Origin of the sequence: Pseudoalteromonas sp. MER144-MNA-CIBAN-0113 (genome assembly GCF_040308965.1) — a bacterium.
Classification (GTDB): Bacteria; Pseudomonadota; Gammaproteobacteria; order Enterobacterales; family Alteromonadaceae; genus Pseudoalteromonas; species Pseudoalteromonas tetraodonis.
Map to the genome: position 1 here is coordinate 47,755 of NZ_JBEOOG010000008.1, position 20,892 is coordinate 68,646.

Below are 20,892 nucleotides of genomic sequence, written 5' to 3' on the forward strand. Positions count from 1 at the left end.
ACAACATCAAAGACGAGCTTATTTATTAGTGATATCAATTTTGGCATCAACAAGTAAGTTTTCCAGCTCGTCTTGAAGTTCAAACAGTTCGGGCTCTATATTATCAAGTACGCATTCATTTTTTAGTGATGTTTCGATCGTTTCAGCTAAGGTTTTTAGCTTTGGTACGCCGGTGTAGCAACACGCTCCATGAAACTTATGGATCACGCTGAGTACTTGATGGCAATCATTACTGACGATTGCTTGATTTAATAAGTTTAGGGTTTCAGGCACGCTTAATAACAACATGTTAAGCATTTCATTGGCTAATTCAGGCTTACCGCCTGCACGTTGCAGTGCCAACGTCCAATCAAGCCGAGTGCTATCAAAAGGTGCTGTGCTATGTTCAAATCTGCTTTTTGACTTATCACGGCTTACAGGTAATTGCGGGCTATGATCGCAAATAATTTGATTGAGCATATCTTCGTCAATTGGCTTGGTTAAATAGCCTTCAAAGCCATCTTTTAATAATTGTTCTTTTTCACTATTAAGTGCATGCGCCGTTACGGCAATAATAGGTGTATCTTCATTTAAAGATGACTCTTTAATGAGTTTACAGGCTGTAATGCCATCCATTATCGGCATTTGAATATCCATAAAAATCACATCATATTTATGACTTTTACTTAAGCTGTAAGCTTGTGAACCATTATGGGCAGTATCAATCAATTCAACCTGTTCATTTAGTAGGGTGTATATTAATTTTAAATTAGCGTCGTTATCATCTACCACTAATACCTTTAATGGCAGTAGAGTTTGTTCATGCTGATCTATGTTATGCGCCGGGTGATCAAGTCGATATGGTGCGGCTAATAACTCACATAATTTACGATGGTTGAGCGGTTTACTTAAACAGGCATCTGCGCCGCTGCCTATAAAAGCTTCACGCATATTATGCGATACAGTATTAAGCATTAAATATAAATAATCGGTTGATTCCCTAACCGCTTTTACATAGCTTTTTAAGCGCTGCATATCGTCAACCGATGCCATGTGACCAATAAGGCATATATCAAAATTAATCTCTGATTTCTCGATACACTCTAAAAATTCACTTTCGCTATGACATGGGGTGACGCTGATTTTCCACTCTTGTAATAATGAAAGTACGGCATGATGAGTATGTTTATGTGGCTCTAGATAAAGAACACGTTTACCAATTAATGACTGGGTAGGCAAATCGTTGATAAATACATGATTTGGTAATCTAAATACGCCATTAAAAGTAAAGCATGTGCCACTACCTGGAGCTGAATTTAAGGTAATACGGCCATTCATAGCTTCAACAATATGTTTAGTAATAATAAGCCCTAAGCCAGTGCCACCAAATTTACGGGTGATACTGGAGTCGGCTTGGCCAAAGGCGGTAAATAACGCGTCTTGTTTATCGGCAGGAATACCCACCCCGGTGTCAGCCACCGACACTAAAATGGAAGTACGCTCCTCATCCAACAAACGATGGCTAATATCGACTTTAATGGCGCCTTTTTCAGTAAATTTTATAGCGTTACTTAACAAGTTAATAAGTACTTGTTTAAATCGAGTGGGGTCGCCGGTTAAGTGATCGGGCACCTGAGGGTTTATATAAATAGAGAGCTCAAGTTGTTTGTCGTGAGCGCTAGGTGCCAGTAATGTCATCACTTCGTTTACGCTATCGCGTAATTGAAATTGAATTGATTCAAGCTCCATAGCACCCGCTTCTAATTTGGAGAAGTCTAATATATCGCTAATAATGGTCAGTAAGCTGTTTGCTGAAAGCTCAATGGTATCAAGGTAATCTTTTTGGTTTTTATTTAGCGGTGTTTTATAAAGCTGGCGAGTAAAGCCAATAACCCCATTAAGTGGTGTGCGCAATTCATGACTCATTTTTGCTAAAAAGTCAGACTTAACGCGGTTAGCATCTTGGGCTTCTTTTTTAGCCATAGTGAGCTGTATATTTTGTGTTTCGTATTGCTCAAGCGTTTCGCGGTAATCACTAGTTGCTTGATCAATATTTTTTTGCATTTCGTCTTTTTGCATCACCATAGAGTGGGATATGGTATTGAGTCCTTCACGCAATAGTTCAAACTCACCATTCATGGGCTCAGTTAACCCTGTTTGTCTTTTCCCTTCAATTAACCTGTCGGTAGCAAGTACTAACTTATTTAGCGGTGTCATAAACATACGGCTAAGTTTTAGTGCTAAAATAGCTGCTAATACTAAGGCAAGAATAATAATAATACCGCTGACTAATAATGCGCGTTGCTGACCAATAACAGCTTTGTCGCGATTAAGTTGGATCACTACGGTACCTAATGTGGTCTGAAACTCAGAGGTATTCCAATCGCTATTAGGTGTTGTGTGATTAATAATAGGGGTAAAAAAAGTCACTAACTCTTCAGTTTGCTGAACATGTGTGGCTTTAAAACTGTCTATTTGTGTTTGCTCAATTAAGGTATCGAACGAGCGATGATAATTACTGGTTATAATAAGTTGGTTGTTATCATTAAAAATAGCAATTGATTTAATCGCCGGTGAGTGTTTGTTATGTGTATAACGAATCACGCGATTAAGTAGTTTTTTATTTTTTTCCAGTAAAGGTTGTTCAAGGGCAATCGCTAAAGGCTCAGCAATCGTTGTGCCTTGTTGATATAAAATTTCATCAAGCTCAATGTAACGATTTATTGTAAAATAACCACCTAGTAAAAGCCCAATGATCACTGTGGGGATCAGGGTGAGTGTTAAAACAGAATCGCGCAAGCCTAGTTTGGTCATAATCTGAGCATTATTATCATTTTTATTAAATGTGAGTATATACATACTCATAGCTATTCTCAAAGTAGAGACGTAATTCATCAACCTTTAAGGTAATGCCTCATGGCACAAATATTTAAAGCAAAGAAAAAACCACTACAACAGCAATCGCTAGAACTCGATATTACAGCAATGGATCACCATGGCCGTGGTATTGCTAAGTACAATAATAAAGTGTGTTTTGTTAGTGGAGCATTACCTGGTGAGCGAGTAAAAGCTAAGTTGGTTGATGATAAAGCACGTTACAGCCAAGCTGATACGCTTAAAATAATTAAAGCTAGTGAATATCGCACAGCGCCTATTTGTGAACACTACAGCCAATGCGGTGGTTGCCAGCTACAGCATTTAGATACCACACAACAGGTAATTGAAAAGCAAGCTGCGGTGAATCAATTATTTGCCAAGTTTGCAAAATTAACCGATTTAAACTGGCAAGCCCCGCTGCAAAGCCAAGCAACTCATTATCGACGCAGTGCTCGGGTTGCTGTTATGTTCGACAAGGCCGCAAAAAAAATGCGGGTAGGCTATAGGGCACGTGGCTCTAAAAGCATTGTTAGTATTAATCAGTGCCCAGTATTAAGTGACGTATTTGCCGATGTATTTAATGTATTTGATAAAGTCATTAATCAACACAAGACGCTGCACAGTATTAGTCATTTACAGTTATGTGCCGCTGATGAACAATATTTTATTGTTATTCGTCATACCAAAGCGATTTCGCCCACAGATAAAGCGTTTGTTGAGCAAAGTGTAACAGCTCATAATTGGCAATTAGTGTGGCAAAGTGACAGTGACACCATTGATCATTCACATTTAGCTATGCCATTTTATAAGCTTGAACAGCTAAATATAACGTTTGAGTTTGGGCTCAGTAACTTTATCCAGGTTAACGCGAGTGTAAATCAAGCGATGTTAATTCAAGCTGCAAAGTGGTTAGCACTTCAAGGCGATGAAAATGTTCTGGATTTATTTTGTGGTATTGGTAACTTCTCTTTAGTGCTAGCCAAACAGGCTAAAACAGTAACGGGAATTGAAGGCGTGGCTTCGGCGGTTGCATTAGCAACGCAAAATGCGCACACTAACTCTATTACTAATACTCAGTTTCATTGCTTTGATTTAACCACTAGCATTAAAAAAGCGCCATGGTTTAATAAAGAATTAGATGTTTTAGTGCTCGACCCCTCACGCACTGGTGCTATGGCAGTTTTAGAACAGCTTCCATTAACGCAGTTTAAAGCGATTTTATATGTCTCTTGCGACCCTGTTACTTTAGCCCGTGACAGCGCTATTATTTCGCAAGCCGGCTTTGAGTTGAATAAAATAGGGCTAATGAATATGTTTCCTCACACGGGGCATATCGAAACTATGGCGTTATTTCAACGGAGGTAAAGCGCATTATGGTAGCGACACGTCAATCTCATCAACATGATAAAGCGGGGGATTTTTTTTCACGCGTAGAATCTCTTGGTTTGTCACAAGAAAAAATCAGCTTACTCAACAAGGCGCAGCAGCTTTGCCAAGCTTGTGATAACAGCGAGCGACAAAATACCGCCATAGAAATGGTGGAGATTTTAGTTGAGCTAAATTTAGATGCTGACTCTTTAGCCACCGCCTACTTAACGCCTTATTATTTAAATGATGTAGTGAGCATTGATGCGGTAGAAGAGCATTTAGGTAACCATGTTGCAGTGCTGCTTACAGGTGTGTCACAAATGGCGACCATTAGCACCTTAGCTCACCAAGGTAACGGTACAGTTCAGGTTGATAATATTCGCCGGATGCTGCTTGCCATGGTGGAAGATGTGCGCGCTGTGGTAATTAAATTAGCCGAGCAGGTTTGCCATTTACGCAACGTAAAAGACGCCGCAGAAGAAGAGCGAGTGATTGCCGCTAAAGAAACCGCTGATATATTTGCACCGCTTGCGAATCGTCTTGGTATTGGCCAATTAAAGTGGGAGCTAGAGGATTTAGCTTTTCGGTATTTGCATCCAGATATTTATAAAAATATTGCTAAGCAACTTGATGATAAGCGCCTTGCCCGTGAAGCGTATATGGCTGATATGGTTGAGCAAGTAAAACAACGCCTCCATGAAGCTGGCATTAAAGCTGAGGTGTACGGCAGGCCAAAACATATCTACAGCATTTATAAAAAAATGGCGAAAAAGAACTACGAGTTTGATCAGCTATTTGATATACGCGCCATGCGAATTGTGGTTGAACGATTACAAGATTGCTACGGCGCCCTAGGCATAGTGCATACTAATTGGCGTCATTTAAATAAAGAGTTTGACGATTACGTTGCGACCCCAAAACAAAATGGCTATCAATCTATTCATACGGTTGTGTTTGGTCCTGAGGGTAAAACCGTTGAAATTCAAATACGAACACACGACATGCATCAAGATGCAGAGCTGGGTGTCGCCGCGCATTGGATGTACAAAGAAGGCGCATTACCAGGGCGTGGTTCAGGCTATGAGCAAAAAATTAGCTGGTTGCGTAAATTACTGCAATGGCAAGAAGAAGTGGTTGATGGCAGCGATTTAGCACAAGAGCTTAAAAACCAAGTGGTTGAAGATCGTGTGTATGTGTTTACCCCTCGAGGCGATATTTTTGACTTACCGCTAGGGGCAACACCTCTTGATTTTGCTTACTACATTCACTCCAATGTAGGGCATAGATGTATTGGTGCAAAAATATTTGGCAAAATAGTGCCATTTACTCATCAGTTAAGCACTGGTGACCAAGTTGAAATATTAACCCAAAAGCAGCCAAACCCAAGCCGTGATTGGTTAAACCCGTCGCTGGGTTATATTAAATCGTCTCGCGCTAGAGCCAAAATCCACCATTGGTTTAAACAGCTCGACCGCGATAAAAATTTAAGCGCGGGTAAAGAGATTCTTGATAACGAGTTACAAAAATTAGAGCTAACTTATAAAGATTTAGATCCCGCTATAAAGCGGTTTAACTTTAGAGAGCTTGATGACTTAATGGTCGCCATTGGCGCAGGCGATATTCGCCTTAACCAAATGCTTAACTTTATTACCGACAGAACAGAGCATGAGCCGGTAATTCGTTTCAAATCGCCTAGTAAAGTGACCGGTGATAAAAACGGTATTGTGGTTGATGGGGTCGGCAGTTTAATGAGCCATGTTGCTCGTTGTTGTCGCCCAGTACCTGGTGATGAAATCATTGGTTATATTACTCAAGGGCGCGGTATTGCGGTGCACCGAGAGGATTGTGACTCGTTTAGTAATTTAAAAAGCAAGCACCCAGAACGCGTTATTTCAGTAAGTTGGTCAGATGATATTAGTAGCTCTTATGCGTTAACTATTCGTATTGAAGCCAGTGATCGTTCTGGGCTAATTCGTGACATCAGTTCTGCACTGGCCAATGAAAAAGTTAATGTGCTCAATATGAACGTAAACACGGTTGATAGCACACAAACAGCTATTTTTGTGATGCAAATTGAGGTACATGACTTACAGGGCACAAACAAAGTGCTGTCTAAGCTACATCAGATCGAAGGGGTACACAGTGCAAAACGAGGGCAGTAATCAGGCTAATAATGAGGCTTTAAGCCAACTGCTGGAAATAATGCAAACACTAAGAAACCCTGAGGGCGGATGCCCTTGGGATCTCAAGCAAACGTTTGCGTCAATCGTACCTCATACCCTTGAAGAGGCTTATGAAGTGGCTGATTGTATTGAGCGCGGCGATTTAAGTGAACTCAAAGGTGAGCTAGGTGATCTGTTATTTCAAATCGTGTTTTATGCGCAACTAGCGCAAGAGCAGCAATTATTTAATTTTAATGATGTGGTGGCCCAGTTAAATGAAAAGCTAGTGCGTCGTCATCCGCATGTATTTACAGCGCAAGACACACCCACAACTGATGCCGAATTAGCCGCGCAGTGGCAAGCAATAAAAGCACAAGAGCGTGCTACTAAACCCCAAGATGAAAGCTCAGCACTATGGCAAGATATACCAAACAGTTTACCTAGCTTAACAAAAGCTAAAAAAATTCAACAATGTGTAGCCGCTTTAGGTTTTGATTGGCCTACTTATCATGGAGCTATAGATAAAGTGAGTGAAGAGGTTGAGGAAGTGAAAGAAGCCTTAGCTCATAACCCGTACTCAGCGCATACAGCAGAAGAGCTAGGTGATTTGTTGTTTGCTACCGTGAATGTAGCGCGCCATGTTAAACGTGATCCAGAACAATTGCTTCGCAGTGCCAACGATAAGTTTTCTGCACGATTTGAAAAGGTGCAGAATTACTTAATTGCCCAGGGTAAATGTATTGAGTCTGCGTCTTTAGAGGAAATGGATGCGGCATGGGATGCGATAAAAAAAATTAAATAAATAGGGACATAAAAAATGTCTGTTTTTTGTGCACAGATTTGCCATTTATAGCTGGATTGCTCAGCCATGTTTTGGTACAATTTCGCCCCGTCTTGTTTATATTCCAAAATCACTTGTTTGGGTATTATATTCCTTTTAATTCCTGATATTCTAGGGTTCGCATGAGTACAAAATTTATCTTCGTTACTGGCGGAGTTGTTTCTTCGTTGGGTAAAGGTATTGCAGCAGCATCATTGGCCGCTATTTTAGAAGCCCGTGGCTTAGATGTTACCATTCTAAAGCTGGATCCTTACATCAACGTTGACCCAGGCACAATGAGCCCAATTCAACACGGTGAAGTATACGTTACCGAAGACGGCGCAGAAACGGACCTTGATTTAGGTCACTACGAACGTTTTATTCGCACCAAAATGACCAGCCGTAATAACTTTACGCAAGGGCGTGTATATGAAGATGTACTACGTCGTGAAAGACGTGGTGAATATCTTGGCGCAACTATTCAGGTTATTCCTCATATTACCAATGACATTAAGCAACGTGTTTATGATGGCGCTGAAGGCCATGATATAGCAATCGTTGAAATTGGTGGTACGGTAGGCGATATTGAATCACAACCATTTATCGAAGCAATTCGTCAAATGGGTACAGAAATTGGTCGTGAACGCGCACTTTTTATTCACTTAACCTTAGTGCCATTCTTAGGCCCTGCCGGTGAAGTGAAAACAAAACCAACTCAGCACTCAGTTAAAGAGTTACGCTCGGTAGGTATTCAACCAGATATTCTTATTTGTCGCTCAGACCGTAAGCTGCCAAATAACGAGCGTGCAAAAATTGCATTGTTCACAAATGTTGAAGAAAAAGCAGTTATTTCACTACCTGATGTAGACAGTATTTATAAAATTCCTGCGCTATTAAAATCGCAAGAGTTAGATAACTTTGTATGTCGCCGTTTTCATTTAGACGCGCCTGAAGCTGATTTAGCTGAGTGGGAACAAGTATTATACCAAGAGTCTAACCCAACAGGTGAAGTGACGATTGGCATGGTAGGTAAGTACATTGAATTACCAGATGCATACAAATCAGTAAACGAAGCATTAAAACATGCAGGATTAAAAAATCGTTTAACTATTAATATTCAATACGTTGATTCACAAGACTTAGAAACCAAAGGAACGGATGTTCTTTCTCGCTTAGATGCTATTTTAGTGCCAGGTGGTTTTGGTGGTCGTGGTGTTGAAGGTAAGATTTTAGCGGCAAAATATGCTCGTGAAAACAAAGTGCCTTACTTAGGTATTTGTTTAGGTATGCAGGTTGCGCTTATTGAATACGCACGAAATGTTGCCGGTTTAGTTGATGCAAATTCAACTGAATTTAACGCAAACTCAGACTCGCCAGTGGTTGGTTTAATCACTGAGTGGTTAGATGCTGAAGGTAATGTTGAATTACGTGACGAAAAATCTGATTTAGGTGGCACTATGCGTTTAGGCGCACAAAAATGTCATTTAACACCTGGCTCTAAAGTACATGACGTGTATGGCAGCGACGAAATTGTTGAACGTCACCGTCACCGTTACGAAGTTAACAACAACTTCGTTGCACAGCTTGAGCAAGCAGGTTTAAGCTTTACTGGTTTATCTGAAGATAAAAAACTAGTAGAGATTATTGAGAACAAAGATCACCCTTGGTTTATTGCAGCGCAATTCCATCCGGAATTCACTTCAACGCCACGTGATGGTCACCCGCTATTTGAAGGGTTTGTAGCTGCGGCTCATACCTATCAAAAAGCGTCTTCGTAATTTAAAAAAGGCTGTGCATATTGCGCGGCCTTTTTTGTTTCTAAGGCTAGCCTAGGTTAGCCGTACTCACCATTTTGGGAATATAGAGGAATCAAGATGTCAGAAATCGTAAAAGTAATCGGTCGTGAAATTATGGACTCGCGTGGTAACCCAACTGTAGAAGCTGAAGTGTATTTAGCTGATGGTTCATGGGGCCGTGCTGCTGCACCATCAGGTGCATCTACAGGAACTCGCGAAGCATTAGAATTACGTGATGGTGATAAAACTCGTTATTTAGGTAAAGGCGTATTAAAAGCCGTAGGTTTCATTAATAATGAAATTGCAGCAGCACTGAAAGGTCAAAATGCACTTGCTCAAAGTGATGTAGACCAAGTAATGCTTGATTTAGATGGTACCGAAAATAAAGAAAAATTAGGTGCTAACGCAATCTTAGCAGTATCACTCGCTACCGCAAAAGCAGCCGCGCAATTTAAAAAAGTAGAGCTTTATGAGCACATTGCTGACTTAAATGGCACGCCAGGTGTTTACTCTATGCCACTTCCGATGATGAATATTATCAATGGTGGTGAGCATGCTGATAACTCTGTTGATATTCAAGAATTCATGATTCAACCTGTTGGCGCTACTAATTTCCGTGAAGCATTACGTATGGGTGCTGAAGTATTCCATAGTCTGGCTAAAGTACTTAAAGCAGATGGTCATTCAACAGCTGTAGGTGACGAAGGCGGTTTTGCACCAAACCTTGCATCAAATGAAGCTGCGCTTGCAGCCATTAAAGTGGCTGTTGCAAATGCCGGTTATGAGCTTGGTAAAGATATTACCCTTGCACTGGATTGTGCGGCCTCTGAGTTTTACAATAAAGAAGCAAATATCTATGACCTTAAAGGTGAAGGCAAGCAATTCACATCTGAAGAGTTTAACCACTTCTTAAAAGATTTAACTGAGCAATACCCAATTGTATCAATTGAAGATGGCTTAGATGAGTCTGACTGGGATGGCTTTGCACACCAAACTAAACTAATGGGCGATAAAGTTCAATTAGTGGGTGATGACTTATTCGTAACCAATACTAAGATTTTAAAACGCGGTATCGACAATGGTATTGCTAACTCAATCTTAATTAAATTTAACCAAATTGGTTCACTAACAGAAACGTTAGCGGCAATCAAAATGGCGAAAGATGCTGGTTTTACAGTGGTTATTTCTCATCGCTCTGGTGAAACTGAAGATGCAACCATTGCTGATTTAGCGGTAGGTACAGCTGCAGGCCAGATCAAAACAGGTTCATTAAGCCGTTCAGACCGTGTTGCTAAGTACAACCAATTGCTTCGTATTGAAGAGCAATTAGGCGCTAAAGCACCGTACAATGGTTTAAAAGAAGTTAAAGGCCAGTAATTCTTTAATTTGTTTAAAATTATAAAAATCCTCGCTTATGCGGGGATTTTTAATCATAAATGCAAATATAACAGGTGGGTGGTTTATTGTTTGTAAATTTATTGTTACTTTAGGAGCGTGTTAAAAATAACAATAAAATGATTATGAAAAAGAACTATGTTACTCACCTCATAAATGCCAAATATCATGGCACGCTTCCTCCAAAACAAGAAATAGTGTCTTTTGCGCTAACAGCTCCTGAATTTGTTCACTACTGGTTATGTCATGCGGTTTCATCATCAACTTCTTCTCAGGAGCTAGCCATTGTTTTATGCTTAGCTAAGTATCATAAAATTGAAGCTCTTAAGGTTTTATCTCACTTTTGGCCAATCCGAACTGCTGATCCGCAAGTAACAATTAACTTTGAAAAACATATATCAGGCCTTCCTAAGACTATACAGCAGGGTATTGAAACCGATTTAATAGGGTTGTGGAGTGGCTTAATTATGCCATTGAATATTCAATCCTCTGAACAATCATTACCTGTGACAACATTAGAAACGCAACTAACAAATGAATTAGCGCAGGAGATTATAAAGCTTGCTAATAATAATTTAAATTTAGCTGGGGTGTATGCTGAAAACTCTACAAGACAAAAAGTTATAGACATCAGAGACAATGAGCAGCTTATAACACAATTACCAGTCGATAATATTTTAATAGCTATATTACAGCGCATCATATGTTCAGACGACTATGCTGACTTAGCATATGCTGAGCCTATGATTATTTATCGTTATACTCAAGGTCAGCAATACAAATGGCACTATGATTTTATTACACCTTCAAATGAAAATGCTAAAAAAGAACTTAATTTTTTTGGTCAAAGACGGCGAACACGTATTATAAATTTAAATGACGGATTTGAAGGTGGAGAAACCGCCTTTAAAGACTGGAATGTAAGTGTTAAAGCCAAGCAAGGACAAGTAATTAAATTTAATAATATGATTGGTAATCAGGTAGATAAAAACTCAGTACATAGTGGAAAACCCGTATTATTAGGTGAAAAGTGGATTTGTACGCTTTGGATGCGAGAAAAACCTTTTTGGTTACGCGAATCTATTTGGTGCAAAAATTAATACCGACAAATAATTACAACTGAAACTGCTGTTTTAATATCTCTTTTGTAAAACTGGTTTTCAAATAAAAGCCACGGGGCAGGGTTTGTATAATTTGCCCGTTGGGGCCTATGGCATCGGTAACTACTTTGCTATTAGCTGCTTTTGGCCGTATTTGCATGGCGTCGCCTAAATGCCCTGATATTTCATCTACCCGACCAAGCGCTATAAGCTCCATTTGTTCTTCCCAGTCACGCTGTAATTGCGCATCTTGCGCGGGGGAGGGTTGCCACAAAAAGCCGCTGCCTATGATTCTATCAAACGGAGCAATATCGCGCTCACTTAAAATAGGTAGCCATAAAACATGATTCAACTTTTTACGTACGCTACTTGTGCGCCAGGTCATGCCAGTTACATTCATTAGTGGGGTAACCGACACAAACGTAGTTTCTAATGGTTTGCCTTTATATGAAATGGGCAATGTTTTGAGCTCTATGCCTAAATCCTCAAAGTCGGGTAGCGGTTTTGACCCAGCACTTGCGCCTAATACATACTCAATCAGTTGACCTGTCCAGCCTTTTTCACGCAATAAATCATCTGGCGTTTTAAAGTGGTACTGCTGTGCGAGTTGTCCTAGTGTGAGTCCTGCAATAGCATCGACACGTTGCATTAATTGATTGATTGAATGAGGTTTTAAAGGTTGCATACTGTTTATTTTAGTTGAATAAATACCAACGCCATGATAGCAAATTAGTGTGTTAGTGGATATCTTTAGCGGTTGGTTGAATTTTGTTCGTGCCGTGTGTGGTGCAATTTTATGCACTGTTTTAAAACGCCAAGCTTAACTAAGTAACTGAACTGCATTGTTTTTTTTGTTTTTAGTGTTCAGTTTTAATTAAGGTCTATAAATGTTGTAAGGATAAATACAGATGTATAAACATGTTTATCCACAGATTCTGTGGAGAACATCACCTTTTAGATCTTGTATTGTGGATTTGTTTGCTAAATGAGCGTGTTTTACAAAAGTTATGCACAAGCTGTGAGTAACCAGCACAAACAGTGTGGTTTTTATGTATTTATACATGGCAGTGTTGTTTGTTATTCACATGCAATGGATTTCGCTATTAATTTGCCTTAACCGAGGACGTTAACGGGGCTTGTACGTAATAGTATTTGCCGTATTGCAGCTAATGTGGAACAATCATAAAAAATCGACTTACAAATGAGGCACTAAGGTGATTGATGCCGAAGGTTTTCGTGCCAATGTCGGAATTGTAATTTGCAATAATCAGGGGCAAGTGTTTTGGGCCAGACGCTATGGTCAACATTCTTGGCAGTTTCCCCAAGGCGGTGTTGATGATGGTGAAACACCAGAACAAACTATGTACCGTGAATTACACGAAGAAGTAGGTTTGCGACCAGAAGATGTAGAAATAGTTGCAAGCTCAAAACATTGGTTACGCTATAAATTACCCAAACGATTAATCCGCCGCGACTCAAGTCCGGTGTGTATTGGGCAAAAACAAAAATGGTTTTTACTGAAGTTACGCTGTAAAGATGAAGATGTAAATTTACTAAAAACGCACCATCCTGAATTTGATGATTGGCGGTGGGTGAGTTATTGGTATCCAGTAAGGCAGGTAGTATCGTTTAAACGGGATGTTTATCGACGTGTTATGAAAGAGTTTGCTCCTTTTGCTATGCCCTTCAATAAGCGAGAGCAACAAAAAGACAATTGGCGAAGCAAAAGATAGTTTTACATAAAAAGGAGCAGTGTATGCTGGCAACACTCAGATCGATAGCTGAGTCTGTTTCGCAACAAGCGAATTTAGACGATGCGTTAGTGTGCTTTGTGAAAATGGTAAAAGATGCCATGAATACCCAGTGCTGCTCCATTTATTTTGCCGATTACAGTCAAGATAACTTTGTACTAATGGCCAGCGAAGGGTTAAACCCCGATGCGGTGGGTAAATTTAGAATTGGCTTTACTGAAGGACTTGTTGGGCTAGTTGCTCAGCGCGAAGAGGCGATTAACATTGCGTTTGCTAAATCGCATCCTCGCTTTAAACTCTCCCCAGAAGTGAACGAAGAAGGCTACAACGCTTTTTTGTCTGTGCCTGTTGTTCATCAAAAAAAGGTATTAGGCGTTATTGTTGTGCAACAGAAAATGGCTCGAGTATTTTCTCAAGATGAAGAGTCGTTTTTAATTACGCTCTCAGCGCAGTTAGCTTCACAGCTGGCGCATGCCGAAATAAAAGAAGTATTGCGCCAAGATGAGTCGTCTCATCAAACATCGGTTTTAAAAGGGGTGTCTAGTGCGCCAGGCATTAGTATTGGTAAAGCCTTTGTTGTTATTCCTAAACTTAATTTTAAGTCCATAGAGCTTACTAAAAATAGTGATGTGAATGAACAACGCCGTTTATTCACGCAAGCGGTTGCTGCAACGCGCAAAGAATTTAGCACTTTATCGATGACATTAAGCGATACCATACCGCAAGAGGCGTTGGCGGTGTTTGATGTGTATCAGCAATTATTGGATGCTAAAAGTTTAGGTCATAATGTAGAGGCTCAATTACAAGAAGGGTGGTGTGCTAAAAGTGCATTAAAAATTGTGATTGAACGTTTAGTTGCGCAGTTTAACGAAATGCAAGACCCTTATATTAAAGAGCGTGCGGTTGATGTTAAAGACATTGGCTTACGGGTGCTTCATCACTTAGTGAACACTGAGCATGCAATAAAAGACTACCCTGAAAACACAATCCTCATCGCTCACACATTAACTCCTGCGATGTTAGCCGAAGTGCCAAATGAGCGTTTAGCAGGTGTGGTAAGCATTAATGGTTCAGCCAATAGCCATGCCTCTATTTTAACGCGAGCAATGGGGGTGCCTGCAATTTGGGGTATTGAAGATTTACCGTTACTGCAGTTTGATAACAAAGAAATGATTTTAGATGCTTTTGCTGGGCGTTTATATATTTCGCCTTCGCAAATGCTTATTGATCAGTATATCGAGTTACAACATCAAGATAACTTACTCAACAATCGTTTTTTAGAAGAGCAATCACTGCCTGCAATTACCTTGGACGGGGAGCATATTAGTTTATTGCTCAACGCAGGGCTTGAACTTAATACGCAACAAAATAGTGCCCATATTTGTGATGGTGTTGGTCTTTACAGAACCGAAGCGTGGTTTATGCAAAAAGGGCAGTTTCCATCGCAACAAGAACAAGAAAAATGGTATCGCGAAGTACTCAGTAGCTATTATCCTAACCCCGTAGTTATGCGAACGTTAGATATTGGTGGCGACAAAGTTTTAGATTATTTTAATATTACCGAAGAAAACCCGTTTTTAGGATGGCGTGGTATTAGAATTAGCCTAGATCATCCTGAGCTTTTTTTAGATCAGCTCAAAGCCATGCTCAAAGCGAATATTGGCTTAGGTAATTTAAAAATAATGCTGCCTATGATCAGTGGCACTGATGAAGTTGAAGAGTCGCTGGCATTGTATAACCAAGCCTATTATGAGTTAAGCGAAACATTTCCTGAGCAATTAATAGAAAAGCCAGATATTGGCATTATGCTTGAGGTACCTTCAAGTGTATTTATGCTGCCAGAGTGGTCTAGAAAAGTCGATTTTTGCTCAGTGGGTAGTAACGATTTAACTCAGTATTTATTAGCGGTAGATAGAGCAAATGCCCGTGTGGCCGATTTATTCAATCCTTATCATCCAGCTGTGTTACGTGTATTAAATAATATTGCCAGCGAATGTGAGCACTATGAATTGCCCTTTAGTTTATGTGGTGAGCTTGGCGGCGATCCCGAGGGAGCAATATTACTCATTGCCATGGGCTATAGACGTTTAAGTATGAACTTATCGTCGTTAAATAAAGTGAAATGGGTGCTTAGGCGCTTAAATGTTAGTGACATGGAACAATTACTGAGCGAGTGTTTAGCACAGCCCAATGCTAAACAAGTGTTGCGTTTAACCCGTAATTTTATGATAGAGCATCAGCTAGGTAATTTATTTTATACACCTAAATGATAGAGCTGTTATTGTTTATATAATCAATTAAAATATACATATTCTTAAGTGTATTAGAGATAACTATGTATGAACTAGGACTTCTAGTTGCAAGTTGTGCGTTATTAGGTTGCATTGTTGGTTTTTTAGCAGGACTTCTAGGCATAGGCGGTGGTTTAATCATTGTGCCGGTGCTAACGAGCTTGTTACTGGGTTTTAATGTGGCCGCTGCCGATCATGTATTAGTTATCGCTATTGCGACATCTTTAGCCTCTATTTTATTTACCTCGACTTCTTCAGCGTTAGCTCATCATAAAAATGATAATGTGCCTTGGAAAATTGCCCCTTGGGTAATGTCGGGTGTGGCCATTGGCGCCTTGATTAGCGGCTTTGCTGCCAGCTTTATACCTGAGAAAATGTTACGAACGGTGTTTGCAGTGAGTGTAGTTTTTATTGCTATGAGAATGGTGCTTTCTGCTCGTAATAAAGTGAGCGTAGGTCACCAGATGCCTGCAGGCCCCGTGCTAGGAAGTATTAGTGCGATAATGGGGGCACTATCTGGGTTGATTGGGATTGGCGGTGGCGCATTACTTGTGCCTATGCTGCACTATTTTTCGGTTGATATTAAAAAGGCAATTGGTTGCGCTGCTGCATGTGGTATTGTAATTGCCTTTTTTGGCTCTATTGGTTATGTCAGCGCCGGTTGGCAAGTAACTGACTTAGCGCATGGTTTTATGGGATTTGTTTATTTACCTGCATTGTTAGGGATTGTTGTTACCTCATGGTTTATAGCGCCAATAGGCGCCAAAGCAACACATTACTTACCTGTGAATACAATTAAGAAAGTTTTCGCGATGTTACTGGTTTTCATCGCTATTAAAATGGTTTTTAGCTAAAGGTTTATTTTTATGGCACTGGAGTTTCCTCAAATTGATCCAATAATATTTTCTGTTGGACCACTTAGCGTTCGTTGGTATGGGTTAATGTACTTAATTGGTTTTGCGTTTGCGATGTGGTTTGCTAATCGTCAAGCTAAAAAACCAGGGTCGGGTTGGACTAAAGACGAAGTCAGTGATTTACTCTTTTACGGCATGCTGGGCGTTATATTAGGTGGGCGTATTGGTTATGTTCTGTTTTATCAATTTAGTTATTTTATCGAAAACCCCTTATATTTGTTTAGAATAGATCAAGGTGGCATGTCATTTCATGGCGGCACACTTGGGGTGATCACTGCGATTGCTATTTTTGCTTACAAGCGTAAAAAGTCCTTATTGCAAGTCGGTGACTTTGTAGCGCCTTTAGTGCCAGTTGGTTTACTTGCCGGGCGTATAGGTAACTTTATTAACGGCGAATTATGGGGGCGTACCACTGATGTTCCGTGGGCAATGGTATTTCCAACTGGAGGCCCGCTTGCACGCCACCCATCACAACTTTACGAAGCTTTTTTTGAAGGTCTAGTATTGTTTGTCATATTATTGTGGTTTATTAAGCGTCCGCGTCCTGCGGGAAGTGTGTCGGGTTTGTTTTTACTGGGTTACGGCGTATTTAGGTTTGGTATTGAGTATTTTCGCCAACCCGATGCGCAATTGGGGTTATTTGCCGACTTCATTTCAATGGGGCAAATTCTATCGTTACCTATGATCATTGGCGGGCTAGGCTTACTTATTTGGGCCTATAAACAACCACAGTCAAAAACAGCGGCAAAAGCTTAAAAGAAGAAGTTAGATGAAACAATATTTAGAATTATGTCAGCGCATTGTTGACCAAGGACAATGGGTTGAAAACAAGCGTACCGGTACACGTTGTTTAACGGTTATAAACGCTGATTTAGAATACGATGTGGCTAATAATCAGTTCCCAATGATCACCACGCGAAAAAGCTATTACAAAGCGGCTATTGCTGAATTGTTAGGTTATTTAAGAGGCTATGACAGTGCTGAGCAGTTTCGTAATATAGGCTGTAAAACCTGGGATGCTAACGCCAATGAAAATAGTGCCTGGCTTAATAATCCTAATCGTAAAGGTGAGGATGATATGGGGCGCGTTTATGGCGTGCAAGGACGAGGCTGGCAACGCCCTGATGGTTCAACACTGGATCAACTTGCAAAGGTCATCAATAATTTAAAAAATGGCATTGATGATCGCGGCGAAATTATTACCTTTTACAACCCAGGTGAGTTTGAACTTGGCTGCTTGCGCCCATGCATGCATACACATACCTTTTCATTACTAGGCGATACCCTGTATTTAACCTCGTACCAACGAAGTTGTGATGTACCACTAGGGCTAAACTTTAATCAAATTCAATGTTTTGTTTTATTGGCACTGGTTGCACAAATTACTGGCCACAAAGCAGGTAAGGCATATCATAAAATCACCAATGCCCACATTTACGAAAATCAGCTAGATTTAATGCGAGATGTGCAATTAAAGCGCGAGCCATTTGCTTCTCCTCAATTAAAAATTAATCCAGAGATTAAGTCACTCGAAGATATAGAAACATGGGTAACACGTGATGATTTTGAGGTGGTTGGTTATCAATGCCACGAGGCTATTCAATACCCATTTTCAGTTTAAAAAATAAGGAGAGCATAATGAAAGCAGTGATCCCCGTAGCCGGCCTTGGAACACGTATGTTACCGGCAACTAAAGCAATTCCAAAAGAAATGCTGCCCGTTGTAGACCGTCCACTCATTCAATACGTTGTTAGCGAAGCGGTTGCCGCTGGTATTAAAGAGATAGTGCTAGTAACGCATTCGAGTAAAAACTCGATTGAAAACCATTTTGATACCAGCTTTGAACTAGAGGCAACGTTAGAGAAACGTGTAAAGCGGCAATTACTTGCCGAAATACAGTCTATTTGCCCTAAAGATGTGACCATTATTCATGTACGTCAAGGTGAAGCAAAAGGCCTAGGCCATGCTATTAACTGTGCCGCCCCTATTATTGGCAATGAACCTTTTGTGGTTATTTTACCCGACGTTATTATTGATGATGTAGAAAGTGACCTAACAAAAGACAACTTAGCTGAAATGATTACTCGCTTTGAGCAAACTAAACACAGTCAAATTATGGTTGAGCCAGTCCCTAAAGATGACGTAGATAAATTTGGTGTTGTGGATTTAGGTGATGTTGAGTTAAACCAAGGTGAAAGCTCACCCATTCAAAGCATGGTAGAAAAACCACCCGTTGACGAGGCACCTTCAAACCTTGCTGTGGTTGGTCGTTACGTGTTGAGTAAAAATATTTGGCCATTACTGGCTAAAACCCCTCAAGGTGCTGGTGATGAAATTCAGCTAACAGATGCAATAGCCATGCTTATGCAAGATGAAAAAGTAGATGCCTACGCAATGAAAGGCCGAAGCCATGATTGTGGCAGTAAAATTGGTTATTTAAAAGCAACCATTGAATTTGCTCTTCGTCGTGATGAATTCGCCGGTGAGCTTAAAACGTTTATTAAAACGTTAATTTAAATAAACTTATCATTATTAGAAGCGCCTATATGGCGCTTTTTTTGATTGTAAAATAGCTTTTTTAGTATTTTAAATTATCACTATTTTTGCAGCTATACAGACATATTTAACATTGTGTTGTAATCTTTATGTTAACCCAAGTTGTTTTGTTGTTAACGTGCTTTATTGATTCAATTGAAAATTGACTTAATTGAGCGGTCTAAACTATTGAAAGAGAAACAATCAATGTGTGAATACAGCAAAAAGTATCACCGATATCTATTAGTCGTATTACTGTTGTTATTAAGTACTGGTTGTACGATATCGCCTGATAAAACATCATTAAATGAACAAGTTAAAGATTCACCTGAATATGTAACTATCACTGCACTTGAGCTTGCTCAACTAAAAGATGCCGCCTTGCAATGGCAGCAAGCACGCTCTGGCATAGAGCGGCTATTAAAGTTAGAACGTGAGCTCACATATTTAGTTGATAACCTGGATATTATTAACAGTAAAGCAATAGCGCAATCTAATCAGGCTGTTAGCAATCGTTATGCTCGCTCATCAATTAAGGCTAATACATCGCCAAACCTCAGGTATGGTAATAACTACGCAAGCACGTCAGATAAAGTTAAACGACCAAGGCAAAGGTATAGTAATCGCTACGCAAAATCCTCTAAAGGGGACGCTCCATACAATCAGCGACACAGTAGTCGCTATGCTAGCGTGCCTACAAAAATGATTACAGCCCCTTCAAAAAGCTACAGTAAGCGCGCTGTTAGTTTGCCTGTGAAAGCAACGAACTCAATTGTGAAGAAAAAAGTATTCCCTCAAACATCGAAGCTAACAAAAGTGGCAATGGTTGATACCAACAAAAAAGTATTTGCATTGCAAGTTGCGTCACTCGATTCAGAAGAAAGTGTTGTTAAGCAATGGAAGAAAATTAACAAAAAAGCAGCGCCTTTGTTTAAGGACAAAATCACGACAAATATTGAAAAAGCAAAGGTTAATAACAAAACCTATTATCGACTAAAATTAGGTGAGTATTTTAACTTTAAAAGTGCAGAGGATGATTGCGAGGTATTTAAATTTTATAAAGTTGACTGTTTTGTGAGTAACTACACTGACGGACCAATCAGGTTATAAAACAGTATTACTTGGCGCTTTTATTGCATAATAGCTTTAGATAGCTAGTCTTTTGTAATGGGTGCCTAAAGTGAAACTTCATTTAATAACATTATTAATACCATTCGCATTAGCTGGTTGCAGCAACCAGCTAATGTCCACCGATCCACAAAGTGATAAGCTTGTGCGTGAAAAAGATATAAAGCCTTACCTAGAGCAATGGGATAACAACAAAGAGCAAATAGCGCGCTTAAGCACCATGGAAGAAGACTTATCGTTATTGATTCAAGCGCTTTCTGCACAAACAGATATTGATACCGTACCAGAGCCGATGAAAGAGAAAGTTAAACGTGTTGAGTATGGCTCTAAGCAATCGTTACAACCCTCATCAGAAACCGCTCTAGCTGAAAATACTACCAGTACAAACGAAGCAATTTACGGTGTGCAAATTGGACGTTATTTAATTTCTAACGGAGCCAAAAGACAAGTGCAGCGACTAAAAGAGCAGTACCCTCAGTTAAACAGTATTTTAAAATACCGCATTAATGAGCAACAAAAAGAATCCACTACCTTTTATAGTGTTGTAGCAGGCCCTTTGAAAAATCAACAGCAAGCAGCGCAGCTGTGTTTATTTTTTTATAGGATGGGTAATAAATGTACCTTAGCGGCATTTTCAGAGGATGTTTAAGGTTTTTTTCGCTTATTTTTGCATCCTGTTATTATAAATCAAAATAAAGTAAATATTTTCTAACTTTTTAGTGATTTTGGCCGATACTTAAATTAACCTGAACAAAAGGTTAACAACTTATATCTAA

16 protein-coding genes are annotated in these 20,892 nt (G+C 39.8%); 14 read left to right on the forward strand and 2 right to left on the reverse strand.

Annotated features, from left to right (window positions below):
- Nucleotides 1-18: 18 nt before the first annotated feature.
- Nucleotides 19-2,793, reverse strand: coding sequence for a two-component sensor histidine kinase BarA (gene barA / locus AAEY57_RS03610; protein ID WP_350606424.1), 2,775 nt, complete (start codon nucleotides 2,791-2,793; stop codon nucleotides 19-21).
- Nucleotides 2,794-2,895: 102 nt separating this feature from the next.
- On the opposite strand from barA, the gene rlmD reads away from it, so the two are divergent.
- The 6 genes from rlmD to AAEY57_RS03640 all read left to right on the forward strand — a co-directional run bounded on the left by rlmD (nucleotide 2,896) and on the right by AAEY57_RS03640 (nucleotide 11,497).
- Complete coding sequence (gene rlmD, locus AAEY57_RS03615) at nucleotides 2,896-4,221, forward strand: 23S rRNA (uracil(1939)-C(5))-methyltransferase RlmD (protein ID WP_076918311.1); 1,326 nt, start codon at nucleotides 2,896-2,898, stop codon at nucleotides 4,219-4,221.
- Between the two features lie 8 nt (nucleotides 4,222-4,229).
- On the forward strand, nucleotides 4,230-6,386 hold the full coding sequence (gene relA / locus AAEY57_RS03620; protein ID WP_008111776.1) for a GTP diphosphokinase: 2,157 nt from the start codon (nucleotides 4,230-4,232) through the stop codon (nucleotides 6,384-6,386).
- Nucleotides 6,367-7,188: a nucleoside triphosphate pyrophosphohydrolase gene (gene mazG, locus AAEY57_RS03625; protein WP_350606372.1), complete on the forward strand. Its 822-nt coding sequence runs from the start codon at nucleotides 6,367-6,369 to the stop codon at nucleotides 7,186-7,188. Before relA ends, mazG begins: the two co-directional genes overlap by 20 nt.
- Nucleotides 7,189-7,349: 161 nt before the next feature.
- Entirely contained in the window at nucleotides 7,350-8,984 is a 1,635-nt protein-coding gene (pyrG, locus tag AAEY57_RS03630) for a CTP synthase (RefSeq protein ID WP_008111779.1), read from the forward strand.
- A 96-nt stretch (nucleotides 8,985-9,080) separates the two neighbouring features.
- Entirely contained in the window at nucleotides 9,081-10,379 is a 1,299-nt protein-coding gene (gene eno, locus AAEY57_RS03635) for a phosphopyruvate hydratase (RefSeq protein ID WP_350606375.1), read from the forward strand.
- A gap of 143 nt (nucleotides 10,380-10,522) precedes the next feature.
- Nucleotides 10,523-11,497 carry a prolyl hydroxylase family protein gene (locus AAEY57_RS03640; RefSeq protein WP_290187462.1) on the forward strand — a complete coding sequence of 325 codons (975 nt, stop codon included), beginning with the start codon at nucleotides 10,523-10,525 and terminating at the stop codon, nucleotides 11,495-11,497.
- A gap of 13 nt (nucleotides 11,498-11,510) precedes the next feature.
- On the opposite strand, the gene mutH is transcribed toward AAEY57_RS03640, so the two are convergent.
- Nucleotides 11,511-12,182 carry a DNA mismatch repair endonuclease MutH gene (gene mutH / locus AAEY57_RS03645; RefSeq protein ID WP_350606378.1) on the reverse strand — a complete coding sequence of 224 codons (672 nt, stop codon included), beginning with the start codon at nucleotides 12,180-12,182 and terminating at the stop codon, nucleotides 11,511-11,513.
- A gap of 529 nt (nucleotides 12,183-12,711) precedes the next feature.
- On the opposite strand from mutH, the gene rppH reads away from it, so the two are divergent.
- The 8 genes from rppH to AAEY57_RS03685 all read left to right on the forward strand — a co-directional run bounded on the left by rppH (nucleotide 12,712) and on the right by AAEY57_RS03685 (nucleotide 20,765).
- Complete coding sequence (gene rppH, locus AAEY57_RS03650; protein WP_013465620.1) at nucleotides 12,712-13,230, forward strand: RNA pyrophosphohydrolase; 519 nt, start codon at nucleotides 12,712-12,714, stop codon at nucleotides 13,228-13,230.
- Nucleotides 13,231-13,253: 23 nt separating this feature from the next.
- Complete coding sequence (ptsP, locus tag AAEY57_RS03655) at nucleotides 13,254-15,518, forward strand: phosphoenolpyruvate--protein phosphotransferase (RefSeq protein ID WP_350606380.1); 2,265 nt, start codon at nucleotides 13,254-13,256, stop codon at nucleotides 15,516-15,518.
- Between the two features lie 65 nt (nucleotides 15,519-15,583).
- Complete coding sequence (locus AAEY57_RS03660; protein ID WP_350606382.1) at nucleotides 15,584-16,393, forward strand: sulfite exporter TauE/SafE family protein; 810 nt, start codon at nucleotides 15,584-15,586, stop codon at nucleotides 16,391-16,393.
- Nucleotides 16,394-16,405: 12 nt separating this feature from the next.
- Nucleotides 16,406-17,209 (forward strand): prolipoprotein diacylglyceryl transferase, encoded by an 804-nt coding sequence (gene lgt, locus AAEY57_RS03665; RefSeq protein WP_350606384.1) that lies wholly within the window; start codon nucleotides 16,406-16,408, stop codon nucleotides 17,207-17,209.
- 13 nt (nucleotides 17,210-17,222) lie between these two features.
- Nucleotides 17,223-18,074 (forward strand): thymidylate synthase, encoded by an 852-nt coding sequence (locus tag AAEY57_RS03670; protein WP_138563050.1) that lies wholly within the window; start codon nucleotides 17,223-17,225, stop codon nucleotides 18,072-18,074.
- Nucleotides 18,075-18,091: 17 nt separating this feature from the next.
- Complete coding sequence (gene galU / locus AAEY57_RS03675; protein WP_013465615.1) at nucleotides 18,092-18,970, forward strand: UTP--glucose-1-phosphate uridylyltransferase GalU; 879 nt, start codon at nucleotides 18,092-18,094, stop codon at nucleotides 18,968-18,970.
- Between the two features lie 225 nt (nucleotides 18,971-19,195).
- Nucleotides 19,196-20,098 (forward strand): SPOR domain-containing protein, encoded by a 903-nt coding sequence (locus tag AAEY57_RS03680; protein ID WP_350606386.1) that lies wholly within the window; start codon nucleotides 19,196-19,198, stop codon nucleotides 20,096-20,098.
- A 70-nt stretch (nucleotides 20,099-20,168) separates the two neighbouring features.
- Nucleotides 20,169-20,765, forward strand: a complete 597-nt coding sequence (locus AAEY57_RS03685) for an SPOR domain-containing protein (protein WP_350606388.1) — start codon at nucleotides 20,169-20,171, stop codon at nucleotides 20,763-20,765.
- Nucleotides 20,766-20,892 lie beyond the last annotated feature (127 nt).